This is a genomic window from Gordonia sp. SGD-V-85 (assembly GCF_001456905.1).
GTDB lineage: Bacteria > Actinomycetota > Actinomycetes > Mycobacteriales > Mycobacteriaceae > Gordonia > Gordonia hongkongensis.
Genome location: NZ_LNQO01000026.1, coordinates 1 through 19,418, shown reverse-complemented (window position 1 = coordinate 19,418; position 19,418 = coordinate 1). Strand labels below are relative to the sequence as shown.

General features: G+C 66.1%; 15 protein-coding genes and 4 tRNA genes. 10 read left to right on the top strand and 9 right to left on the bottom strand.

Features of this window, described 5'->3' with window-relative positions; all coding sequences use genetic code 11:
* The first annotated feature begins 25 nt into the window (after nt 1-25).
* On the top strand, nt 26-469 hold the full coding sequence (locus tag AS181_RS21830; RefSeq protein ID WP_231742645.1) for an acetyltransferase: 444 nt from the start codon (nt 26-28) through the stop codon (nt 467-469).
* Here the strand turns inward: AS181_RS21830 and AS181_RS21825 are convergent.
* From AS181_RS21825 to AS181_RS21810, 4 genes are all read right to left on the bottom strand, one after another.
* Entirely contained in the window at nt 437-1,456 is a 1,020-nt protein-coding gene (locus AS181_RS21825) for a GDP-L-fucose synthase family protein (protein WP_058253590.1), read from the bottom strand. The two genes, AS181_RS21830 and AS181_RS21825, sit on opposite strands and share 33 nt — an antisense overlap.
* Nucleotides 1,453-2,484: a GDP-mannose 4,6-dehydratase gene (gmd, locus tag AS181_RS21820; protein WP_058253589.1), complete on the bottom strand. Its 1,032-nt coding sequence runs from the start codon at nt 2,482-2,484 to the stop codon at nt 1,453-1,455. Before gmd ends, AS181_RS21825 begins: the two co-directional genes overlap by 4 nt.
* Before the next feature lie 62 nt (nt 2,485-2,546).
* A complete protein-coding gene (locus tag AS181_RS21815; RefSeq protein ID WP_058253588.1) occupies nt 2,547-4,067 on the bottom strand; it encodes a sugar transferase in 1,521 nt (506 codons plus the stop codon).
* Nucleotides 4,068-4,767: 700 nt separating this feature from the next.
* Nucleotides 4,768-5,607 (bottom strand): SGNH/GDSL hydrolase family protein, encoded by an 840-nt coding sequence (locus tag AS181_RS21810; RefSeq protein ID WP_058253587.1) that lies wholly within the window; start codon nt 5,605-5,607, stop codon nt 4,768-4,770.
* Nucleotides 5,608-5,839: 232 nt separating this feature from the next.
* Between AS181_RS21810 and AS181_RS21805 the strand changes: the two genes are divergently transcribed.
* The 5 genes from AS181_RS21805 (at nt 5,840) to AS181_RS21785 (ending at nt 10,866) form a co-directional block, all read left to right on the top strand.
* A complete protein-coding gene (locus tag AS181_RS21805) occupies nt 5,840-6,505 on the top strand; it encodes a response regulator transcription factor (protein ID WP_058253586.1) in 666 nt (221 codons plus the stop codon).
* A gap of 95 nt (nt 6,506-6,600) precedes the next feature.
* Nucleotides 6,601-7,683, top strand: coding sequence for a sensor histidine kinase (locus AS181_RS21800; RefSeq protein WP_175404378.1), 1,083 nt, complete (start codon nt 6,601-6,603; stop codon nt 7,681-7,683).
* Entirely contained in the window at nt 7,683-8,759 is a 1,077-nt protein-coding gene (locus tag AS181_RS21795) for a hypothetical protein (protein ID WP_058253623.1), read from the top strand. Before AS181_RS21800 ends, AS181_RS21795 begins: the two co-directional genes overlap by 1 nt.
* Before the next feature lie 124 nt (nt 8,760-8,883).
* The gene (locus tag AS181_RS21790) at nt 8,884-9,219 is read left to right on the top strand and encodes a LuxR C-terminal-related transcriptional regulator (protein WP_058253584.1); all 336 of its coding nucleotides are present in this window, start codon (nt 8,884-8,886) and stop codon (nt 9,217-9,219) included.
* A gap of 243 nt (nt 9,220-9,462) precedes the next feature.
* Complete coding sequence (locus tag AS181_RS21785) at nt 9,463-10,866, top strand: lipase family protein (RefSeq protein WP_058253583.1); 1,404 nt, start codon at nt 9,463-9,465, stop codon at nt 10,864-10,866.
* Nucleotides 10,867-10,934: 68 nt separating this feature from the next.
* On the opposite strand, the gene AS181_RS21780 is transcribed toward AS181_RS21785, so the two are convergent.
* The 3 genes from AS181_RS21780 to AS181_RS21770 form a co-directional block, all read right to left on the bottom strand.
* Nucleotides 10,935-11,798 (bottom strand): SGNH/GDSL hydrolase family protein, encoded by an 864-nt coding sequence (locus AS181_RS21780; RefSeq protein ID WP_231742644.1) that lies wholly within the window; start codon nt 11,796-11,798, stop codon nt 10,935-10,937.
* Nucleotides 11,799-11,846: 48 nt separating this feature from the next.
* Nucleotides 11,847-13,340, bottom strand: coding sequence for a vWA domain-containing protein (locus AS181_RS21775; RefSeq protein ID WP_139114249.1), 1,494 nt, complete (start codon nt 13,338-13,340; stop codon nt 11,847-11,849).
* A 505-nt stretch (nt 13,341-13,845) separates the two neighbouring features.
* A tRNA-Lys gene (locus AS181_RS21770) sits at nt 13,846-13,921 on the bottom strand.
* 182 nt (nt 13,922-14,103) lie between these two features.
* Between AS181_RS21770 and AS181_RS21765 the strand changes: the two genes are divergently transcribed.
* The 4 genes from AS181_RS21765 to AS181_RS21750 all read left to right on the top strand — a co-directional run bounded on the left by AS181_RS21765 (nt 14,104) and on the right by AS181_RS21750 (nt 14,832).
* A tRNA-Glu gene (locus AS181_RS21765) sits at nt 14,104-14,176 on the top strand.
* Between the two features lie 47 nt (nt 14,177-14,223).
* Nucleotides 14,224-14,300 (top strand) — tRNA-Asp (locus AS181_RS21760).
* A gap of 33 nt (nt 14,301-14,333) precedes the next feature.
* Nucleotides 14,334-14,410 (top strand) — tRNA-Phe (locus AS181_RS21755).
* Between the two features lie 179 nt (nt 14,411-14,589).
* On the top strand, nt 14,590-14,832 hold the full coding sequence (locus AS181_RS21750; protein ID WP_058253580.1) for a hypothetical protein: 243 nt from the start codon (nt 14,590-14,592) through the stop codon (nt 14,830-14,832).
* Nucleotides 14,833-15,234: 402 nt separating this feature from the next.
* Here AS181_RS21750 and AS181_RS21745 read toward each other — a convergent pair whose 3' ends face one another.
* Complete coding sequence (locus tag AS181_RS21745) at nt 15,235-16,716, bottom strand: PE-PPE domain-containing protein (RefSeq protein WP_058253579.1); 1,482 nt, start codon at nt 16,714-16,716, stop codon at nt 15,235-15,237.
* Between the two features lie 160 nt (nt 16,717-16,876).
* Complete coding sequence (locus AS181_RS21740) at nt 16,877-18,559, bottom strand: HNH endonuclease signature motif containing protein (protein ID WP_058253622.1); 1,683 nt, start codon at nt 18,557-18,559, stop codon at nt 16,877-16,879.
* Nucleotides 18,560-19,418 lie beyond the last annotated feature (859 nt).

The following is a 19,418-nucleotide window of genomic DNA, read 5'->3' as shown; positions in this document are numbered from 1 at the left end:
GTCATCGCTGGCTTGGCCTTTCGTGATGCGTGCGAGCGGGTGGGTGTTCGTGCCCAATTCGCTTCGCCTGGCGGTGCTTCGGGTGTTCGGTGCGCAGATCGGTCGCGGTGTGCTGATGCGGCCACGCGTACGGGTGACCAGTCCGGCACGGCTCGCGATCGGCGAGGACTCGTGGATCGGCGAGGGCGTGACGCTGGACGGCGCCGGTTCGATCCGGATCGGCGCGAACGTCGTGCTGTCCCAGGCCGCGGTGTTGCGGTGTCCGGCCGATGCGCACGGGGAGCTCGTCGTCGAGGACGGTGCGTGGATTGCGTTGCGTGCGCGGGTGACCGGCCCGGTGACGATCGGCCGACGCGCCGTCGTGGGCGCCGCTGCGGTGGTCTCCCGGGACGTCGCGCCCGCGACGGTGGTGGTGTCGTCGGCGATCACCGATGACTCAGATCCGGACATCGCCGGCCCCGACCTCTGAGTACCGGCCCGGCTCCGGGTGGTGCGCCGCCCGGTACCACTCGACCACGTCGGCGACACCCCGTTCGAGACCGATCGTCGGCCGCCAACCCAGTTCGTGGATCGTGCTGACGTCGAGCAGCTTTCGCGGCGTTCCGTCGGGCTTGCTGACATCCCACTCGACGGCGCCGTCGTAACCCACGGCGTCGGCGACGATCTCGGCGATCTCCGCGATCGAATGGTCCACGCCGGTACCGATGTTCACTTGGCGCGGGTGGTCGTGATACTCGAGCAGGTACAGGCAGGCCTCGGCCATGTCGTCGGCGTGGAGGAGTTCGCGACGCGGCGTCCCGCTGCCCCAGTTGGTCACGCTCGGCGCGGCCCCCCGGCGCGCCGACTCGTAGCGTCGGATCATCGCCGGCAACAGGTGACTCGTCTCGCCGGAGAAGTTGTCGTTCGGTCCGTACAGGTTGGTGGGCATCGCGGAGATCCAGGGCAGTCCGTACTGGCGTCGCGTCGCCTGCACCTGCATGATCCCGGCGATCTTGGCGACCGCGTACGCGTCATTGGTCGGTTCCAGGGCGCCGGTGAGCAGCGCGTCCTCCCGGATCGGCTGCGGGGCGAACTTGGGGTAGATGCACGACGACCCCAGGAACAGCAGGCGTTCCACGCCGTACGCAGCCGCCGCGTCGAGAACGTTCACTTGGATGCGCAGATTCTCGGACAGGAAATCGACGGGCCAGGTGTTGTTGGCGGCGATCCCGCCGACGCGGGCAGCGGCCAGGATCACAACGTCAGGTGTGTTGTGCGCGAAGAACTCGAAGACGCTGTGCCGATCACGGAGGTCAAGCTGACGGCTGGTCCGCCCGATGATGTCGGAGATACCACGGCGCCGCAGCGCACGCACGAGAGCCGATCCGGCGAGTCCGCGGTGGCCCGCGACGTACACAGAGGTCAGCGGGTCGAGCGGGCCGGACTCCCAGCCACGTCGTCGAACAGGTCGAGTCATGACGCCCGGCTCCAAGCGACCAGGTGCGGCGTGTCGATCCATTCCGTGCCTTCGCATTTCAGGGCTGCTATGTCGGCGTCGACCATGATCCGCGCGAGCTCCGGCGCGCGGACCGCGGCTCGCCACCCGAGGTCCAGTTCGGCCTTCGACGCGTCGCCGATCAGCGAGTCCACCTCGGTGGGGCGCAGATAGCGTTCGTCGAAGACGACATGGTCGTGCCAGTCGAGGCCGGCGTGGTCGAAGGCGTGTTGGAGGAAGTCGCGGACGGTGAAGGGAACGCCGGTCGCGAGTACGTAGTCGGAGGGTTCGTCGGCCTGCAGCATCCGCCACATGCCCTCGACGTACTCCGGTGCGTAGCCCCAGTCGCGCACCGCGTCGAGGTTGCCCATGTAGAGGTCCTTTTGCACACCGGCCTTGATCCGGGCGACGGCACGGGTGATCTTGCGCGTCACGAATGTTTCTCCGCGACGGGGAGATTCGTGGTTGAACAAGATGCCGTTGACCGCGAACAGACCGTAGGCCTCGCGGTAGTTGCGGGTGACCCAGTACGAGTAGACCTTCGCCGCGCCGTACGGCGAGCGCGGGTAGAACAGGGTGTCCTCGTTCTGCGGCGGGGGAGACGCGCCGAACATCTCCGAGCTGGACGCCTGGTAGAACCGGCAGCGGATCCCGGCCTGGCGCACCGCCTCCAGCAGCCGGACCGAGCCGATGCCGGTGGTGTCACCGGTGTGCTCGGGCTCGTCGAAGCTGACGCGGACGTGTGACTGCGCGGCCAGGTTGTAGACCTCGTCCGGGTCGATGGACGCCAACAGCGTCACCAGTCGCGCGCCGTCACTGAGATCGCCGTAGTGCAGGAAGAGTCGGGCGAACGGGTCGTGCGGGTCCTGATAGAGGTGGTCGATCCGGGCGGTGTTGAACGACGACGATCGTCGGATCAGTCCGTGTACCTCATAGCCTTTGGACAGGAGCAGCTCGGCGAGGTAGGAGCCGTCCTGACCGGTGATCCCGGTGATCAGGGCCTTTTTCATGATGCTTCCTTCGAATGGTGTCGATCCGTGGTGGTGGTGCGGAGGGTGGTCGGACGCGGCGGTCAATAGGCGCCCCGGCGGGACAGGACCGCACTCGCGGTGCGCCACAGAATGGCGAGATCCGAGGTCAGCGACCAGTTTTCGACGTAGGAGAGATCGAGACGCACCGAGTCCTCCCACGACAGGTCGCTGCGTCCGGAGATCTGCCACAGGCCGGTCATGCCCGGCCGGACGAGCATGCGCCGCCGGACGACCAGGTCGTAGGATTCGACTTCCTCGCGCAACGGCGGGCGCGGACCGACGAGGCTCATGGTCCCGCCCAGCACGTTGAACAACTGCGGCAGCTCGTCGAGGCTGTAGCGCCGAATGATCCGGCCGACGCGGGTGACCCGCGGATCGGTGTGGAGCTTGAACAGGACCCCGTTTCCGTCGTCGCGGACGGCGAGACCGGCACGCATGGTGTCGGCGTCGACGACCATCGACCGGAACTTCCACATGACGAACGGGGTGTTGTCGGTGCCGATGCGTTCGGCGCGGTAGAACACCGGACCTCTGCTGTCGAGCTTGACGGCCAGTGCGCACAGGGCGAGCAGTGGCGAAAGAAGTACCAGCGCAACCACTGTCAGGACCTTGTCGAAGGTCTGCTTCAGGAAACGGTTGGCACCCTTGTACCGCGGACGATCGATGTGGAGCAGCGGGAGTCCCGCCTCGGGCCGCACGGTGATCCGCGGACCGGCGACGTCGATCAGTCCCGGGGCCACGAGCATCTCGACGTCGCAGTTCTCGAGTTCCCACGACAGTTCGCGCATCGCCCGGTGTCCGAGAGCGTCGGCGGACGTGACCGCGACGGTGTTGGCCCCGCAGGTGCGGACCAGTTCGGGAGCGCGGTCGTGGCCGGCGAAGACCGGGACGTCGGCGCCCCCGAGGTGGGTCGCGAGTCCGGAGAATCGCGGTGTGGCAGCGGCGCCGGGCACATCGGTGAGGCAGACCCCGACGACCCGGTAACCCAGAGCGGGATTCTCGTCCAACCGATCGATGAGTGCCCGCGCGGACGATCGCGAGCCGACGACCAGGACCGATCGGAGGTATCGTCCGGTTTCGCGGCCCAGCAACAGATGTCGTCGCCAGCCCCATCGTCCGGCGACGAGCATCAGGGTGCCGGCCGGCAGCGCGATGGCGATGAAGCCGCGGGCGATACCCAGTGCGAAGGCCACGTCGGCGATCGCCCAGACGCCGAAGCATGCGAAGCACGCGCTCAGGACACGGTGATACTCGACCGGCCCGGCGCCGAGAATGCGCGGGTCACCGGACTGGGTGACGCGCAGCGCTGTCTGCCACCCCACGATGAGGGTGACGGTGACCAGGAGTGCGGGGATACCGTCGCGTCCGATCGGCCGGAACGGGTCGGCGCCGAACCGCAGGAATTGCCCCGCCAGGACGGCGATCGAGATGAGTGCCAGGTCGGTCCAGGCGACGTGCCGCGCGTACGCGACCAGCCATCGGTGCGGCGTCGTCGGCGTCGCGTCAGGAGTACGCTCCGTGCCGACGAAGGCACGCGTGACCCGGTCGATGGGAACGCTCATGTACTCCCCCTGAGTGAAACAACAGGCGAACGGCCGGTGTATTCGAGCGGCTCGCTGCCTTGGCAAATCGGAACACTACAACGCATTCCGCGCCATTCACACGGTTTCTTTTCGACGTTTGTCTGGTCCGTGGCACCGCATTGTCGAGGAAGGCCGGTAAGTGGGACGAATGACTCAATGCCCGACGTCGGGTCGATTCATCTGTCTTGGTCAAAGCGGCCCGGAAACGTTTGTCACGTGATTCTTGTCGACTGTCTCGAAACGCGATCAGCGTGTTGACACGACATCGATGGGCCACCTCGGCACCGTCTCTCGGTGGTCTGACCTGCATGTACTGCTTGTCCGATGCCTACTGGCGAGTACGGCAAAGGGCTGGATGGCCTGTGATGACAATCACCCGCGATTTTCTAGTTGACAATCCCAGGTTGATGAACCGCGGTTGACTATTGACCGCCACTGTTTGTGAGTCGTTTTTTCCAGCGGCCGGGGATGCAATCCCAACGCTCACGAATCACGCCGGAAAAGGGAGGCCGATAGGACGTCGGGAGTGAAGAATGCTGCCGCGTGGCGGTTCGTCGAAGCGCCGTAACGCGCCGATGAGTTGGCACAGATTTGTACCGACGCGGCGTGTCTGTTGTCCGCTTCGCGCTGTCCCGACGAGAGGACCGGCTCGTAGCTCTTCGGTTGTGGAGCGCTCGACCTAGAGTGATCGCGCGATCAGATTTGCGATCGCACGGCTTCCGAGAGGCGTCGGGTGGCGGGGTTGGGTCTGGGACTGCGAGGCGTTCCCTTCGAACCAGCGTGCTGCTCCGGCGCATGCGTCGTGTCCGACGGCAGCGGAGGCGACGTCGACGAACGTCATCGATCGGGTGACGGCGGCGGTTCGGAGGATGGCGTCGAATCTCTTGAAGAAGGATTGTAGGTACGCGGCGTCGGCGTTGCTGATGTTCGCCTGGCCGGGGCAGCCCGTTCGGCCGTAGTAACCGCCGTGACCGACGAGGACCACGCGAGCGAGGGGTGCACGGGCGGCGATGGTGCTCAGAGTTGCGCCGATCTTCGGTGCCACGGCTGTCAGGGCCGAGGTCATCCGGTCGGCCATGACTCGATCCTGGCGACACCGGGCATCTTGGCCGAACCTGGGCGTGAAGCAGGAGGAGACGATCGACCACCAGCGGAGGTCGTTGCCGCCGATCGAGAGAGTCACGAGGCGTGTGGACCACGACAGTGCGTCGATCTGGACGGGCCGGGCGCCGAATGATGTCGTCTGTCGGCGGGTCGTGACGTCTGCCGTGGTGGCGTTCACACAGGCAACGGAGGTGAAATTCATCCGGAGCTGGGAGGCGAGGTGCGTCGGGTAGGCGTCGCGGGTACGTCCGCACCCGTCCGGATGCTGTGCCGAGGTCAGCGTCGGCGCTGCGGCGCGGGAGTCTCCCAGGGCGACGTAAGCGGGTGCAGCCGGCGCGGCGAGAAGCGACGGTACCGACACGCAGCTGATCGCGATGGCGAGAACGGCGACGAGTGCGAGGCGGAATCGGGTCACGGCAGGAGTATCCCAGCCGTGTCGGTGAACGTTACGAGGGGTCTGGGCACCGTCTGACAGGCCGGTCCGATGGCGCCCTGTGGCCGGCTGAGAACAGCCCGTTCAGTCGATACAGAGCTTCGAGTCGACGGGCTAGCGTCAGTGATGTCAACACGCGGTCCCCGAGGCGCGAGCGGATGTGATCCGTGCAACTTTGCCACCGTGGTCGAGGGGCGTCGGTCATGATTGCGCAATGGTGGTGCGACGGGGCGAGCGCGCGCGGATCGGAGTCGTCGATGATCACCCGTCGATCGTCGCCGGGCTGCGGGCGATTCTCGGGGACCAGCCGGACCTGGAGTTCACCGCCGGCGCGGCGACGGTGTCGGAGTTGCTGACAGTGACCCGAGATCTCGACTTGGTCGTCCTCGATCTGCGGTTGGAGGACGGGAGTTCACCGCAGATCAACGTCGACTGTCTCGCTGAACTCGACATCCCGGCTGTTGCCTACACCTCCGGAGACGAACCCTATCTGGTCCGGTTGGCAGCCAGTGCGGGGGTGAAAGCGGTGTTGCGCAAGAACGTTGACGACGACGTACTTCTGGCTGCCATCCGAGCGGTGCTCTCGGGGGAGGAGACTCCGACGGTGGATTGGGCGGCTGCGATCGATGCCGACGACGACTTCGTCGACCTACCACCACAGCTGCGACGTGTCCTCGAGCTGTATGCCGCAGGCGAATCCACTGCCGGAGTTGCCAAATCCATGAACCTGTCCCCGGACACGGTCAGTGACTACGTCGGACGGATCAGAACGAAGTACGCCGCAGTGGGGCGACCCGCGCCGACTCGGCAGCATCTGATGTTTCGAGCGATAGAGGACGGATGGCTACCGATACCGCGGCGGCTTCGACGGCGGAGATAGCGTCTGATCACGACGTCGCACTCGACGAGTCCGCAGGTCAGCGGATTCTGCGGCAATTCGCTGTGTTCATCGCCTGTGGCTACCTGGTGTACCTGGTGCTCACCTCCCCGGCTATCGCGGCGTCACTGGCAGTGATGCACATGTGGTGGACGGTGCCCGCACTGGTTGTCGTGTTCGGTCCCGGGCTCGCGCTGGGGCCGCTCGCATGGCGAGGGTCGCCTCGAGCCCTACGAGTGTGTGCAGGGTTTGCTACCGGCGGCTATTTGGCGGCGGTGTTCACGTGGGGTTTCGGCTGGAACGGCGCGCACCTTTCCGAAACCACCGGCATATGGTTCTTCTCTTTCTGTGGATTGGCTGCGATCGCCGCCGCACTGGCCATGCGTCCGACCTACGCCTTTGTCGTGCTTGTGGTGGTGGTGATCTCGAGCGTCACGATCAACTACGTGGCCCGCGACGTCGCACGCAGCGGGCTGTTCGTTCCGGATATGGCGTGGGCATTCGCCTTCTCGCTCGTGTACTTCGCCGCAGCGGTCATGGGGATGCGTACCGCAACGGTTCTCGATGACACGCGGGCGCAGGCCTACCGAACGGCGGCGGCCGCCGCCGCGTCGCAGGCCCGCGCGAACGAGCGGCAACGGTTCAATCAACTCACCCACGACGGCGTCATGGCGACCTTGCTGGTCGCCGCTCGCCGAGGGAACTCCACGCAGTTGGCCGCTCAAGCCCAGGCCACCTTGCACGCACTCGATAGGATCCGCGGCGACGCCGACACCGACGGCACGATGACCGTCGACGTTGTTCTGACGCATCTCAGCGAGGTGACGGCCACGGTGGACCCGACCCGGCGTTTCGAGGTTCGCCGGACAATCGACAGCTCAGACGCCGGCTATCCCGCCACGGTGGTCCATACAATCGCGGCGGCGGCAGGGGAGGCAGTGCGCAACAGCGGCCGTCACGCGCGGGCGTCGAAGACGATTGTCTCGGTGGAGATCACGGATGACCGGCTGCACATAGAAGTAGCCGACAACGGGCATGGTTTCGAACCGTCGACGGTGCCGGCCGACCGGCTCGGAATCGCCATCAGCATTCGTGAACGGATGGCGCACATCGGTGGCTCCGCCACCATCGAGTCGGCGCCGATGCGCGGCACTCGTGTGTTCTTGGAGTGGGTGCGGTGATGGTGAGCCCGACCGGTGGGCGCGAGGATATTCGCGACCTGCTCGGAATGCGAACGCGCGGTGCATGGCTCATCATCGGTAGCTACCTCGTCGCCATGGTCATCGTGACCGTGGCCACGGTCAACAGTTACACGACTCCCTGGGTGGCGGCACTGGGATCGATCATATTGATAGCCGCGACGCTCGTCCTCGTCCTCGTTCCCGGCGACCCTCTCCCGTTCGGGACGACTCTGATGCTGACCGCCTCGGGGCCGGTGGCGTGTGCGCTTGTGTTGTCGGCGACCCCCGCGGTTCTGAGTTCGCCTCTGCAGACCTGGATACACGGCGGCGGGACGTCGATCTACTGCTTCATGAATGTCCGCGGCCGGCGGATCGCGCCGTGGATCGGCTTGCTCGGAATGGTGCTTGTGTTCGCAGTGTGGGCCGTCGCTGTCGGTCGGGGCGCTGCGTACGGCATCAGTTTTGTTGCCATCGACGCAGCCCCTCTGGCGATGGCGACTCTCCTGTCGTTCACTCTTCGGCCCACGGCGAAGGCGGTGTTCTCGCTACGGGCGCAGACAACCGAACGCGTCGCCGAACTGGCTGCGCAAACCGCCGGCGCCGATGAGCGCGAGAAGCAAGCACGCCACCTCGATCGCCTCGCCCGCCCGATGATCGAGAAGATCGCGTCAGGCGAACCCCTCACCGCAGCTGAGCGAGGAGAGTGCGCACTACTCGAGGCCCACCTGCGCGACCGGCTGAGAGCGCCGATTCTGTCCACGCTCGAGCTCGACGAAGCCGCGTACAGCGCGCGACAGCGGGGCGTGGAGGTCATCTTTCTCGACGATTCCGGTACGCCAGAACAGGACCCCGCTGTCATTGCCTCAGTGCGTGAGGCAGCCGCACACGCCTTGCAAGAAGCGGCGGGCGGGCGCGTGTGCGTACGCATGTGGCCATCCGGCCGGGAAACCGTGGCCTCGGTACTCGTGACCGATGCCGCCGGCACACGACGCACCGAGATCACCGCCGATGAGGTAGAGGAGCTTCCTCGTCTCGGAACCCAGGCCGTCCCACGTACGGGCAGACCGTTCGCTTGACTATCGATGCCCCCCGGGGCGGTGGCACCATCGCGGGTGCCCCCGCAAGATCGGTCTGTCGCCGACACCGCGACCGTCTTAACGTCACTCCCATCAGCCACAGCAGACCAGCAGGAGTGCAACGATGACGATTCAGGCTCTTGATTCGGTAGGGCGGCCTGCCCTCAGCAAGCGCGAGATCGAGGTGCTGACCGTGTGGCTCGCGTGTGATTCCAAGCAGCAGGCCGCCCGACGACTCTTCGTCGGTGAATCCACGGTGCATACTCACCTCACTCGGATCCGCGACAAGTACCGAGTCGTCGGCCGACCCGCGCCGTCAAAGATCGCCCTGCTCATCAGGGCCATCGAAGACGGAATCTGCACCCTCGAAGAGATTGCCAGCCTTACTGTGTTGTTTGACAAGGCAACTGAAGCGCAACGCAGGCAACAACATCCGAGTGACGGTCGGAACCTCGCCTGAAGAGACCCCGTGATGATCTGAACGTCGTCAGGACGCGTTCGGGATCGAATTTGCGATTTCTCTACTTCCGAGCGGCGTCGGATGCGGGGTTGAGTCTGTGACGGCGTCGGACAGTCAACAGGGCCGTCGCCGACAGTTAACGCCAACCCTTTATCATCACGGGGGTTCGATTTCGATGCGAGAAGTGGCTGACCAGCGGGGTGTTCCGGTCCGTGATCGCTTGTGTGACGAGGAGTATCGGCGATGCCGGCATGGTGGAACCTGCGGGGCTGGGCGCTGCGCGCAGCGATTTCTGCAGTGATGGCGACGGGGATGACGATCGGTGCGATCGGAGGAACTGCGGAGGGGTTGGCCGAGCCGCCGAATCTCGGTCCGGCGCCTTCCGCGCTTCCCGAGGCCATCGACGCCGCTGTGCCGGCACCGCCGGTGAAGAGGTTGCACCGCATACCTGCCCGCTCGGTGACGCCCGGTGCCTCTCACGAGTTGCAGGAACTTCGCGAGGCGGTCATGCCCTCGCCGAGCGGCGACCGGTTCTTCGATCAATGGCCGGCCGACCTCGCACGCTTTGCTGCCGGAGATGTGATCGCCACTCGCGATGTCATGCGCACGGCGCAGTTGCTGATGACGGTTCCGCTGCGGTCGGCTCGCCAGATCAAGTTCCGGAGCGTCGACGCCGGGGATCAGCCGATCTTCGGTACCGCGACCCTCCTCGTCCCTGCCAAGGCATGGAAGGGACCGCGGTCGCGTCCGGTGCTGGTTCACAATTCGCCGATCGTCGCGCTCGGGACGAAGTGCACGCCCGGTTACACGCTTGCTCACGGCTACCACGCCGACACCAACACCACCGACCTCATCCCGCCGTTCGCGCAGTTGGCCTTGGACCGCGGCTACGCGGTGATCATGCCCGACCACACCGGACCCCGGATGGCGTACGCCGAACCGTACGTCGCAGCGCACGTGATCATGGACTCGCTGCGGGCGGCAGGCCGGCTCGACCCCGACAACTTCGCCACCGGACCGATCGCCATGCACGGATACTCCGGTGGCGCGATTGCCACGAATGCCGCGGCGAAGCTTGCCGATTCCTACGCCCCGGAGCAGGCCGGGCGGATCGTCGGCGCGGCATACGGGGGTGTGCCGGCCGACTACCGCTCCCTGGCCGGGGCCATGAACGCCAACCTCGGTTCCGGGGTGTTCCACGCCGCCATGCTCGGTGTCGCACGGGAACGTCCCGAAGTCCTCGCGATGGCGAACAACGCGGCACGCTGGTTGGCCACGTCTCCGATGCGGGACCTGTGTACCAGTGGGATGGGTGTCCTGGGTGTGTCGCACATACCCACCCAGTTTCTGTCGGCCGACCCCGATCCTTACCGTTCACCCGTCGCCGAGCGTCTTTTCGCGATCACTTCGATGAAGGATCACCGGGCGACGATGCCGCTGCGGATCTACCACGGGACCTACGAGTGGTGGATACCGGCGAGCCAGGCTCGCGCCCTGTTCGCCGAGCAGTGCGCGCTCAGGGCGTCAGCGTCGTACCGCGAGTACCCGGCCGAACACATGACCGGGATCTTCGCCGGCCTGCCCGACACGTTGACGTGGCTCGACGACCGTCTGCGCGGGAAACCCGCGCGGAGTGAGTGCCGCTGACAGGACGATCTGGGGTGGCTCTGACTCGACGCCTCGCTCCGCTGGGGCCGGCGCAACCACGGGTCGGTTCAGAGCGCCGCGACGACCAGGTCCGCGATGGCCTTGCTGCCGAGCGGGGTGGGGTGGCGGACCTGGGTTGCCGACCGTGAGATGTTTCCCTCGAACCATCGAGCTGAACCTGCGCATGCGTCATGTCCGGCGGCAGGTCCGGCCACGTCGACGAAAACAACCGAGTGTGCCCGAGCGGAGTCTCGGAGCACTGCGTTGAAGCGCTCGAAGAACCGTAGGACGAATGCAGCGTCTGCGGTGCTGATGTTCGCCTGACCGGGGCAGCCGTTCTGTCCGTAGTAGCCGCCGTGGCCGACGAGAACGACGCGTGCGTTGGGAGCGCGCTGTCCGATCCGGGTCAGCGTGGCGTCGATCTTGGGTGCGAGTGAGGCCAGGCCGGAGTTGATTCGTCTTGTGACCGAGGCGTTGTCGCGGCAGCGCGCGTCGGGGCCAAACGTCTTGGTGAAACAGGACGACACCAGCGACCACCACTGCAGGTCGATGCCGCCGATCGACAGGGTTACCAGCCGCGTCGACCGGGACAGCGCGTGTGTTTGGACAGGACGCGGACCATATAGCGTCAGTTGGGGCGTCGTCGTGACATTGGCGGTGGTGGCGTTGACGCAGGCGACAGACCTCATCGTGAGTCCGAGCCGCGAGGCCACGTGTACCGGGTAGCCGTCGGGTGTGCGCCCGCAACCGTCTGGGCGCAGGCTGGATCCGTTCGTTGGCGCGGCAGCGCGCGAGTCGCCCAACGCGACGTATTCGGGACCACCCGGGGACGCCGTCGCGGGCACCGCCAGCACGGTGCTGAGCAGACAGACGAGGGCTGCGAGAGTCGTGATGCGGACGCGGGTCATCAGGGAGCTGTGGCCGTCGATCATGTTGGTATTCCGGTTCTTCTGTGAGATGTATGGGAGTGGCGCAGTACCTCAGGCCCGGCAAAAGGCCTTCAGGTTCTGCTGCGAGGTGAAGGCGGAGATACTCACCGATCCGTTGTCCGCGAGCTCCCCCAGGTATGTGCCCTCGTACTGAACGGCTTCGTCCGGGTACCTCGTGGCGAGGTCGCCAAGTTCGGCAACAGCTTCGAGGCCACCTGCAGGACCACGGGAGTTGATCAGAGTCCTGGTTCGGTACAGGTCCGAGACTTTCTGCCATGCGTCGCAGACCTCTTGCTTCGTCGGGGTGGCGTTCACATCCGACGCGCTCCTGGGTTCCTCGACCGTGACCTGCGCGCCGTCGGGCCGCTTGCAGCGGATGACAGGTTCACCCGCCTCGGTTTCCGCGGCGCCGAGGATGTTGCATCCCCACGAATCGAGTTGCGCGCCGCGATCACCGCGTTGGGTGCGGGGATCGTCGACGTAGCGTTCGACGAGACGGAGGGCGCTCTGGCAATCAACACCCCTGGCGACGACCCGAAGCTTCGGGAAATCGGCTGTGGGCCCGCAGTTGTCGGCCTCGTCCTTCGAAGCCGGTTTCGGCAGGCACGTGCACAGGGTGAGAGTCTTGACGGTACCGCTGGCGACATCGCCGTCGTAGGAAACCTTGAGCGCGATACCGCGGGGTTCATCTGCTGCGAAATATGCAGTGGACATGGCCTTGTCGTCACGAACCGGCTCGCCGAACAGTTCGACGACGCGACTCATCGGAGTGCCGACCGTCACCCCGTCGACTGTCGTGACCGCCGATCCGAGCGGGCGGATCTCGACCAGTACGCCCTCGGCGAATACCCATTCGCAGTCGCGCCAGCGCACGACCACGCGGTCGCCGTCCACCGTTCCCGTGGACAGTTCCGGGAAGCCTGGCGTCGTGGCTCTGATCTCATCGGCCCGAGACCCCAGGTTCACCCCGGCCAGTCCGGTGTTGGTCAGCTTCGTCGACGCCGAGTCGGCGTCACGGGCGGCGGCAATCCGTGCGGCGAGCTGTTGCGAGTTGTCTGCCGTGATGTACACACCGCCGCCCTCGCGGGCGATGCACTCCAGCTGGGTGTTTGTCGAACGGAAGCCGATGGTGCTGATCGTGACGTCGGGGTAGCGAGCGCGCAGCTGCCGGGCCGTGTCGCAGGGATCGGGCGGACAGTTTGCCTCTCCATCGGAGACCAGAACGACGGACCCTCCGCTGCCCGCCAGCAGCTCGACACCTTGGGTGAGAGCCTTCGACAGTGGGGTGCCCTGGGCCTCGACACCGGCGATGGCTTCGGTTGCTGCCCCCTTGTCGATGGGTGCCAGATCCATGATCGTCGTGACGTCCTGGCAGCCGGCCGCCTGGCGCGTCGTCTTCGCGTTGAGCGTGTTCCCGTAGGCGACGAGTCCGAACGGTGTGCCGTCGGGGAGGCCGGTCGCAAAATCAGTCACGGCGGCGCGTGCAGCGTCGATGCGGGGGCCGGGAGCGTCGGCGATCAGCATCGACTCTGATCCGTCGAGCACGACGACCACCGGGGAAGAATCGGCAGACGCGGTCGTGCTCTCCGACGGGGAGCTCGGGCTGCCGTCGCCCGACGTGCTACAGGCGGCCACAAGGAGACAGAGGATGGCCAGAGAGCCCAGCCGGGCGGATAGCGTCACCTGAGGATCGTAGTCAGGCACCGTCGTCCCACGAGCCCCGTGAAGACAGAGTTCGTCCGATCAGGTGACACCGAGTCTCGCTGTGCTTCAGGCGAGTTCGCACATTTCCCGGCGAAGGGCCAGACTGAATCCGCGCCGACTCGGGCGCGAAGGCAGGCGGTCGTGCCTCCGGTTCAGAACGGCCGCGCGGGCAGAACTACTGGTCTGCCATCGGGTCGGTATTCGGTCTATCTGAACTGCGGTTCTGGGCGGCAAGCAGAATCTGATTGTGTCCGGAAGCCCGTCGGGTACGCCGACGAGCGTCCTGGTGGTACCGCAGCGGGAATCGACGCTCACCTCGGCACTGGACCTCTTCGGATCGTCATGATGGTGCCCCCACCAGGGCTCGAACCTGGGACCTGCGGATTAAAAGTCCGTAGCTCTACCAACTGAGCTATAGGGGCAGGGCCCCGGCGAGCCGGGGCGTCGATGAGTTTACAACGTGTGCAAACGGTGCGAACGTGACCCTCGGTGTGCGTGTCGTCGAGCTGGTCGCGATGCTTCGTTTATGGGGCTGACCAGTCGATTTGTGGTTTGCGCGAGACCTGTCATAAGCTATGCGAGCTCCCAACGGAGAACACGACCGGCCCCCTTCGTCTAGCGGCCTAGGACGCCGCCCTTTCAAGGCGGTAGCGCGGGTTCGAATCCCGTAGGGGGTACGCCTGCGCGGCACTCGGTAACGAGGTCCGCGCAGATAATTTAACAAGGCCCTGTGGCGCAGTTGGTTAGCGCGCCGCCCTGTCACGGCGGAGGTCGCGGGTTCGAGTCCCGTCAGGGTCGCCAAAGGTTTCGGTTCATCGTCAACCGGTACCTTCCGGCCAGGTAGCTCAGTTGGTACGAGCGTCCGCCTGAAAAGCGGAAGGTCGTCGGTTCGATCCCGACTCTGGCCACCACAACGATCCCCAGCAGTCTGAGACTGCTGGGGATTCTTTGTTCGAGCGAACGCTGGACGTGTGAGACGCGAAGGTTCGAGCCGTGATTGTGGTCCGAATCGCAACGGCCACAACGGATTCACCCGATCGTACGACGCACGCGAGGTGCGAAATCTCCGTGACGCGGGCATGATGGTCCGGTGAACGCGATACCGGGGGGTACGCCGCGTCTACCCTCACATGACCAATTCCCGGAACAACCCAGCCACGGCTCGGCGCGGCATACTGCCGACGCCGAGAGTTCCAGCCCACCGACCTACCGGTACGAGTACAAAGACCCGTACGCACCCATGTCGACCGCCAAACAAGTGGTGCTCGGGTGCGCGATCTCGTTGGTGCTCATCGCCTTTGCGGTGGCGGCGTTCCTCATCGGGCAAGGGTGAGGTTCTCGATGTAGGTCGCCAGGTGGTTTCGACTCGGCGCCTCGCTCCGCTCGGTGCCGGCTCAACCAGCAGCGGGGGGGTGGGCGGCTCGCCCAGCGGCTCGGTGCCGGCTCAACCAGCGGGGGGTGGGCGGCTCGCCCAGCGGCTCGTTGCCGGCTCAACCAGCTGGGGGTGGGCGGCTCGCCCAGCGGCTCGTTGCCGGCTCAACCAGCTGGGGTGGCGGCTCGTTGCCGGTTCAACCAGCGGCCAGCTGCTAGTTCGACCAGCGCGGGGTCGAGGGGGTGATTGCTCGGCCCCGCGCTGGACTTGTCGGCGGCTCCGCCGAGAGGCGAGGAGCCGGCGCTACCGCCAAGTGGCTCGGTAGGGACGTTGGATACGTTGTCGTCGGTCGGCTTTCAGCTGTCAGGCTGCCGCACCGGACTCGGCGTCGCTCGAATCAGACGAGGTGTCACTATCGGTGTCTGACACGTCTGAGGTGTACTCGGCCGGAGTCGATGTGTCGGCATCGGAGCTTGTGTCAGACGGCTCCGAGTCCTCCGACTCGGGCTCTGCGGAGTGCCGTCCGCTGCCGGTGAGGCGGTGCCGCCCGCCCTCAGACGGGGTCGATTCCGGAGTTGTGTCCGAGTCTGCGTTCTCGTTCTCGGGTGCGCGATGGCGTCCTCCGGACGGGGTCACCTCGGCGGGGGCGTCAGGGCTCTCGATCTCGGCTGGCGCGGGCGACTCGGTCAGCGGTTCGCCCAGGTCCGCCGGTTCCGCGAGGCGGGCGGTGACCGCGTCCTCGTCGTCGGTCGACGACGACTCGACCGGCACCGCGGCGTTCGACTCGGTCGGCGTCACCAGCGGGTAGAAAGCGTTGTTGACCGCGTCCCATCGCTCGAGATCGTCTTCACTCGGCTCGATACCCACCGCGTCGTTGAGGATCATCGCGACCAACGTGAGCGGGTGGTGTTTCGGTTGATAGACGACGTACGTCGTATTGCCGTCGCGGCTTTTCATCGTCGTCGGCGCTGTGGTGTAGTCGATGAGATTGCCGTAGTTCTCTTCGCCCAGGCCCGAATGGATCGCGATGAATCCGGCCGCGTTCACGAGCAGCGAACTCACCGGCCGGAGTGTTCGCCACTGGAAGTTGGCAACCGGATCGCCGACCACGATCACGGACGTCACCGGAAGTTCCTCGCCGGTGGCACCGGGATCGCGGGCTCCGTTGCTCTCGGCGCCGAACAGCTCGAACACCGAGCCGACGATGTTGTTGTCGGCCCACGCCTTCAGGCCCCACGGGCTCCGCGGATCGGAGATGAGCAGGATCGTCGAGTTGTCGACGTCGATCCCGTTCGGCTGACCGACCGCGATCTCCGCAGCATTGCCCAGGGCTTCGGCGCCTTGCGAGTAGCCGGTGTAGACGACGTACGGCTGCCCCTCGGTCTGCTGTGCGAATGCCCGCATGACTTTGAGGTTGTTGTCGACGGCGACATCCCGAGAGGCGTCGTAACTCGGGGCAAAGATCGGCAGGATGGCACCAGACCGGCCAGACACCAATGGGCCCAGCGCTTCCGGGTAGTCGACGACCAGAACCTGACGGCCGGCACGGAGTCCCCTGATGCGCGGGAACAGGGTGCCGTCGTCGGTTCCGGGCGTCACCACCACGATCGTGTTCCCATCGACGTGCGGGAACGTCGTCGACAGCCAGTCCGGACCGAGCCCGTCGTCGGGTTCCGCGGGTCGGAACACGCCGTCGTCGTTCAGTCCCTCGATGGTGGCCAACGTCTCGGCCGACAAGACCGGTGCGGCCGCAGCGGTGGTGGGCAGTGCCGTCGGGACGACCATGCCGAGGCACAGCGCGCAACCCACCGTAGACGCGCGCAGCGTCCGTCGAAATCCGTTCATGTCTTCCCGCCCTTGCCCCCGCCGCCGACCTGATCACCGGCCATTGGCATGTTTGATTCGGTCTCCACGATCGTGAAACCACGTCAAATGTTCGCAGCCGCAAGGAAGAAGGACAAGTTACCGGCGAGTTTTCACCCGATCAGGGGAACGCTCGTGTTTGTCAGAACGGGGGTGGGTCCAACCGGTCGAGTTCTTCGCGGGCTCGCTTGTTTCGGGCGCGTTCTTGTCGCCGGCGGGCCAGTTTGGCGTCCAGTCGGCTGTGCGTGCGCTCCGGGTTGACGGCGGTGATCACCCGTGGGGTGGGTGGGGCTTGGGCGGCTTGTTCGAACCGGATACGCCGCAGGTTGGGGAAGGTGTCTTCCAGGGTTTCGGCGTCGCCGGGCAGGGTGACCCCTTCGGGGGTCTCGTATTCGGTGACCAGGCGTCCGTCGTCGTCGCGGTATTGCACATCGACCCAGTCCCCGTGGGTTTTGAACAGGTGACCGGGACGGCATTTTGCGTTGAGGTTCTCACTCGACGTCGCCCCACCCCGGGCGGGGTCGGTGTGGTCGTACTCGGTGACGTGATCGAGATCGCACGCGAACGCTGAACGGGTGCAGCCGGGTTCGGTGCAATATCCGTCCCGGACGCGTACGAAGTCGGCGCACGACGTGGTGGGCCGGTATCCGTTGCCGGGGTGCGTCGCCGGGTAGACCACCGCGACACTCGCGGTGGTCTCGACGGGTCGATCGGGTTCGGCTGCGTCCGTTTTATTTCCGCCGCGGGTGCCGGTCGTGGCGGCGTCTGCTCGGGTGTCCTCGGCTGGTGCCGGGCGCTGGGCGGTCCGCCGCTGGTCGGCGTCGTTGTTGCTGGGGGCCACGTAGGTGGGTTGGGTGCGGGCGGGGGTGACCGGGCTGAGGGTGGCGTCGGGGCGGGCGGCGAGGTCACGGACATGTTCGTCGCTGATGATGCCGTGTTCGTCGAGGAACCCGACCCCGGGTGCCCCGGCCAGGGTGGTGGCATCGGTGACGACATGGATCACGACTTCGGCGCGGACCGCGTCGAGGACGCTTTGCGGGTCCGGGATGTCGGCGGTGCAGGGCTGTTCATCGTCGCACTGGCAGTCGAAGCTGGTGCGGGTCAACAGCGCGAACATCGCATCGGATCGTCGTATCCCCTGGGTGCGGCCATCCCGCTTGCAGACCGAGTCGGCGAGGATGGCGACGGCTTTGGCCGAGATCCGCACGTTCTCCGCCGACATCACCGCGGTGAGTTCGGCGGTGCCGTCGGGCAGTTCGTGGGTCCATACCCCACGTTGATCCATGGCGTCTTTGCGGCGTTGGCGTACCGCGTCGGGGTCGTGGCGGAAGACGAGGCGGTCGACCATGTCGCGCAGGCGCGCTCGGTCCCACACACCTGTGCGGCGGCGCACGGTGTCGGCGATCTCGGCATCCAACGCGGGGGTGATGGGGTCATCGGTGGGGATCAGTTCGGTGCGGGAGATGACCAACCGGATCTGCCACTGCGACAGGACCCCGTCACGCAGCGTGTCCGCTACCTCGGGGAGCCGATCGCGCAGTGCGAGGGCCTCGTCGATGAGGGTTTCGGCGTGCCGGCGGGACACCCCGGCTTGGCGGGCGATGCGGGCCGCGCAGTCGGCGTGGCCGTCCATGACGAACCCGGACGCGCTGGTGGTGATCAGGCGGTCGGTCATCGCCGCGATCGTCTGATAGCGGTGCCAGGCGAGGTAGGACTCGCCGCGTCGTGTGGCGTCGAGGCCGGCCATCAACATGACCATGTCGGTCTCTGCGGCGTGGGCAGGATCGACCCCGGCGACGTACTCGCCCGGTAGATCGGTCCACACCCGCACAACGCCCCCCGACGCCTGATTTTCATCACCCGCCCCGAGCTGGGTGATCTGTTACCAACCAATCTAAACCCGATCACCGACAATTCCGGATGAGTCTCCACAGGAGTGACATCGTTGTCGACGAAATGTGCTCTGGGCGTTGCGGTATGGTGCCGTCCGGGTTGGCGCCGGTTGAGATCGTCGGGTCGCCAGGTGGTTTCGACACGGCGACTCGCCTAGCGGCTCGTTGCCGGCTCAACCAGCGGGGGTGGGCGACTCGCCTAGCGGCTCGTTGCCGGCTCAACCAGCGGGGGAAGAGGTGGTCGCCAGGTGGCTTCGACACGGCGACTCGCCTGGCGGCTCGTTGCCGGCTCAACCAGCGGGGGTGGGCGACTCGCCTAGCGGCTCGTTGCCGGCTCAACCAGCGGGGGAAGAGGTGGTCGCCAGGTGGCTTCGACACGGCGACTCGCCTGGCGGCTCGTTGCCGGCTCAACCAGCGGGGGTGGGCGACTCGCCTGGCGGCTCGTTGCCGGCTCAACCAGCGGGGGTGGGCGCCTCGCTCCGATCGGGGCCGGCTCAACCAGCGGAGGGTGCCAGCTCGACCAGCGGCAACGGCGCAATCGTGCCGCTTCCGTTCGTCGGACCGGCCATACTCATTCGATGAGAACTCGCACGACCAGGGTGGTCGTCCGCAGCGTGTACGGCACCGCCGCCGTCGAGTGGTTCTTGATCCTCGCGATCGCGACGATCATTGAACCGCCCCGGGTCTGTCGGAGGCTCTCGAACCTGTGAAGGATGGAGAGCATGGCAGCACCACGCAAGTACAGTGAGGAACTCAAGGACCGGGCCACCCGGATGGCATGTGAAGCGCGAC

What these genes read in the sequence shown, in the direction of transcription:
- AS181_RS21830 (WP_231742645.1), top strand. Translation starts at nt 26, where the DNA reads ATGCGTGCGAGCGGGTGGGTGTTCGTGCCCAATTCGCTTCGCCTGGCG.
- AS181_RS21825 (WP_058253590.1), bottom strand. Translation starts at nt 1,456, where the DNA reads ATGACTCGACCTGTTCGACGACGTGGCTGGGAGTCCGGCCCGCTCGAC.
- gmd (WP_058253589.1), bottom strand. Translation starts at nt 2,484, where the DNA reads ATGAAAAAGGCCCTGATCACCGGGATCACCGGTCAGGACGGCTCCTAC.
- AS181_RS21815 (WP_058253588.1), bottom strand. Translation starts at nt 4,067, where the DNA reads ATGAGCGTTCCCATCGACCGGGTCACGCGTGCCTTCGTCGGCACGGAG.
- AS181_RS21805 (WP_058253586.1), top strand. Translation starts at nt 5,840, where the DNA reads ATGGTGGTGCGACGGGGCGAGCGCGCGCGGATCGGAGTCGTCGATGAT.
- AS181_RS21795 (WP_058253623.1), top strand. Translation starts at nt 7,683, where the DNA reads ATGGTGAGCCCGACCGGTGGGCGCGAGGATATTCGCGACCTGCTCGGA.
- AS181_RS21790 (WP_058253584.1), top strand. Translation starts at nt 8,884, where the DNA reads ATGACGATTCAGGCTCTTGATTCGGTAGGGCGGCCTGCCCTCAGCAAG.
- AS181_RS21785 (WP_058253583.1), top strand. Translation starts at nt 9,463, where the DNA reads ATGCCGGCATGGTGGAACCTGCGGGGCTGGGCGCTGCGCGCAGCGATT.
- AS181_RS21780 (WP_231742644.1), bottom strand. Translation starts at nt 11,798, where the DNA reads ATGATCGACGGCCACAGCTCCCTGATGACCCGCGTCCGCATCACGACT.
- AS181_RS21745 (WP_058253579.1), bottom strand. Translation starts at nt 16,716, where the DNA reads ATGAACGGATTTCGACGGACGCTGCGCGCGTCTACGGTGGGTTGCGCG.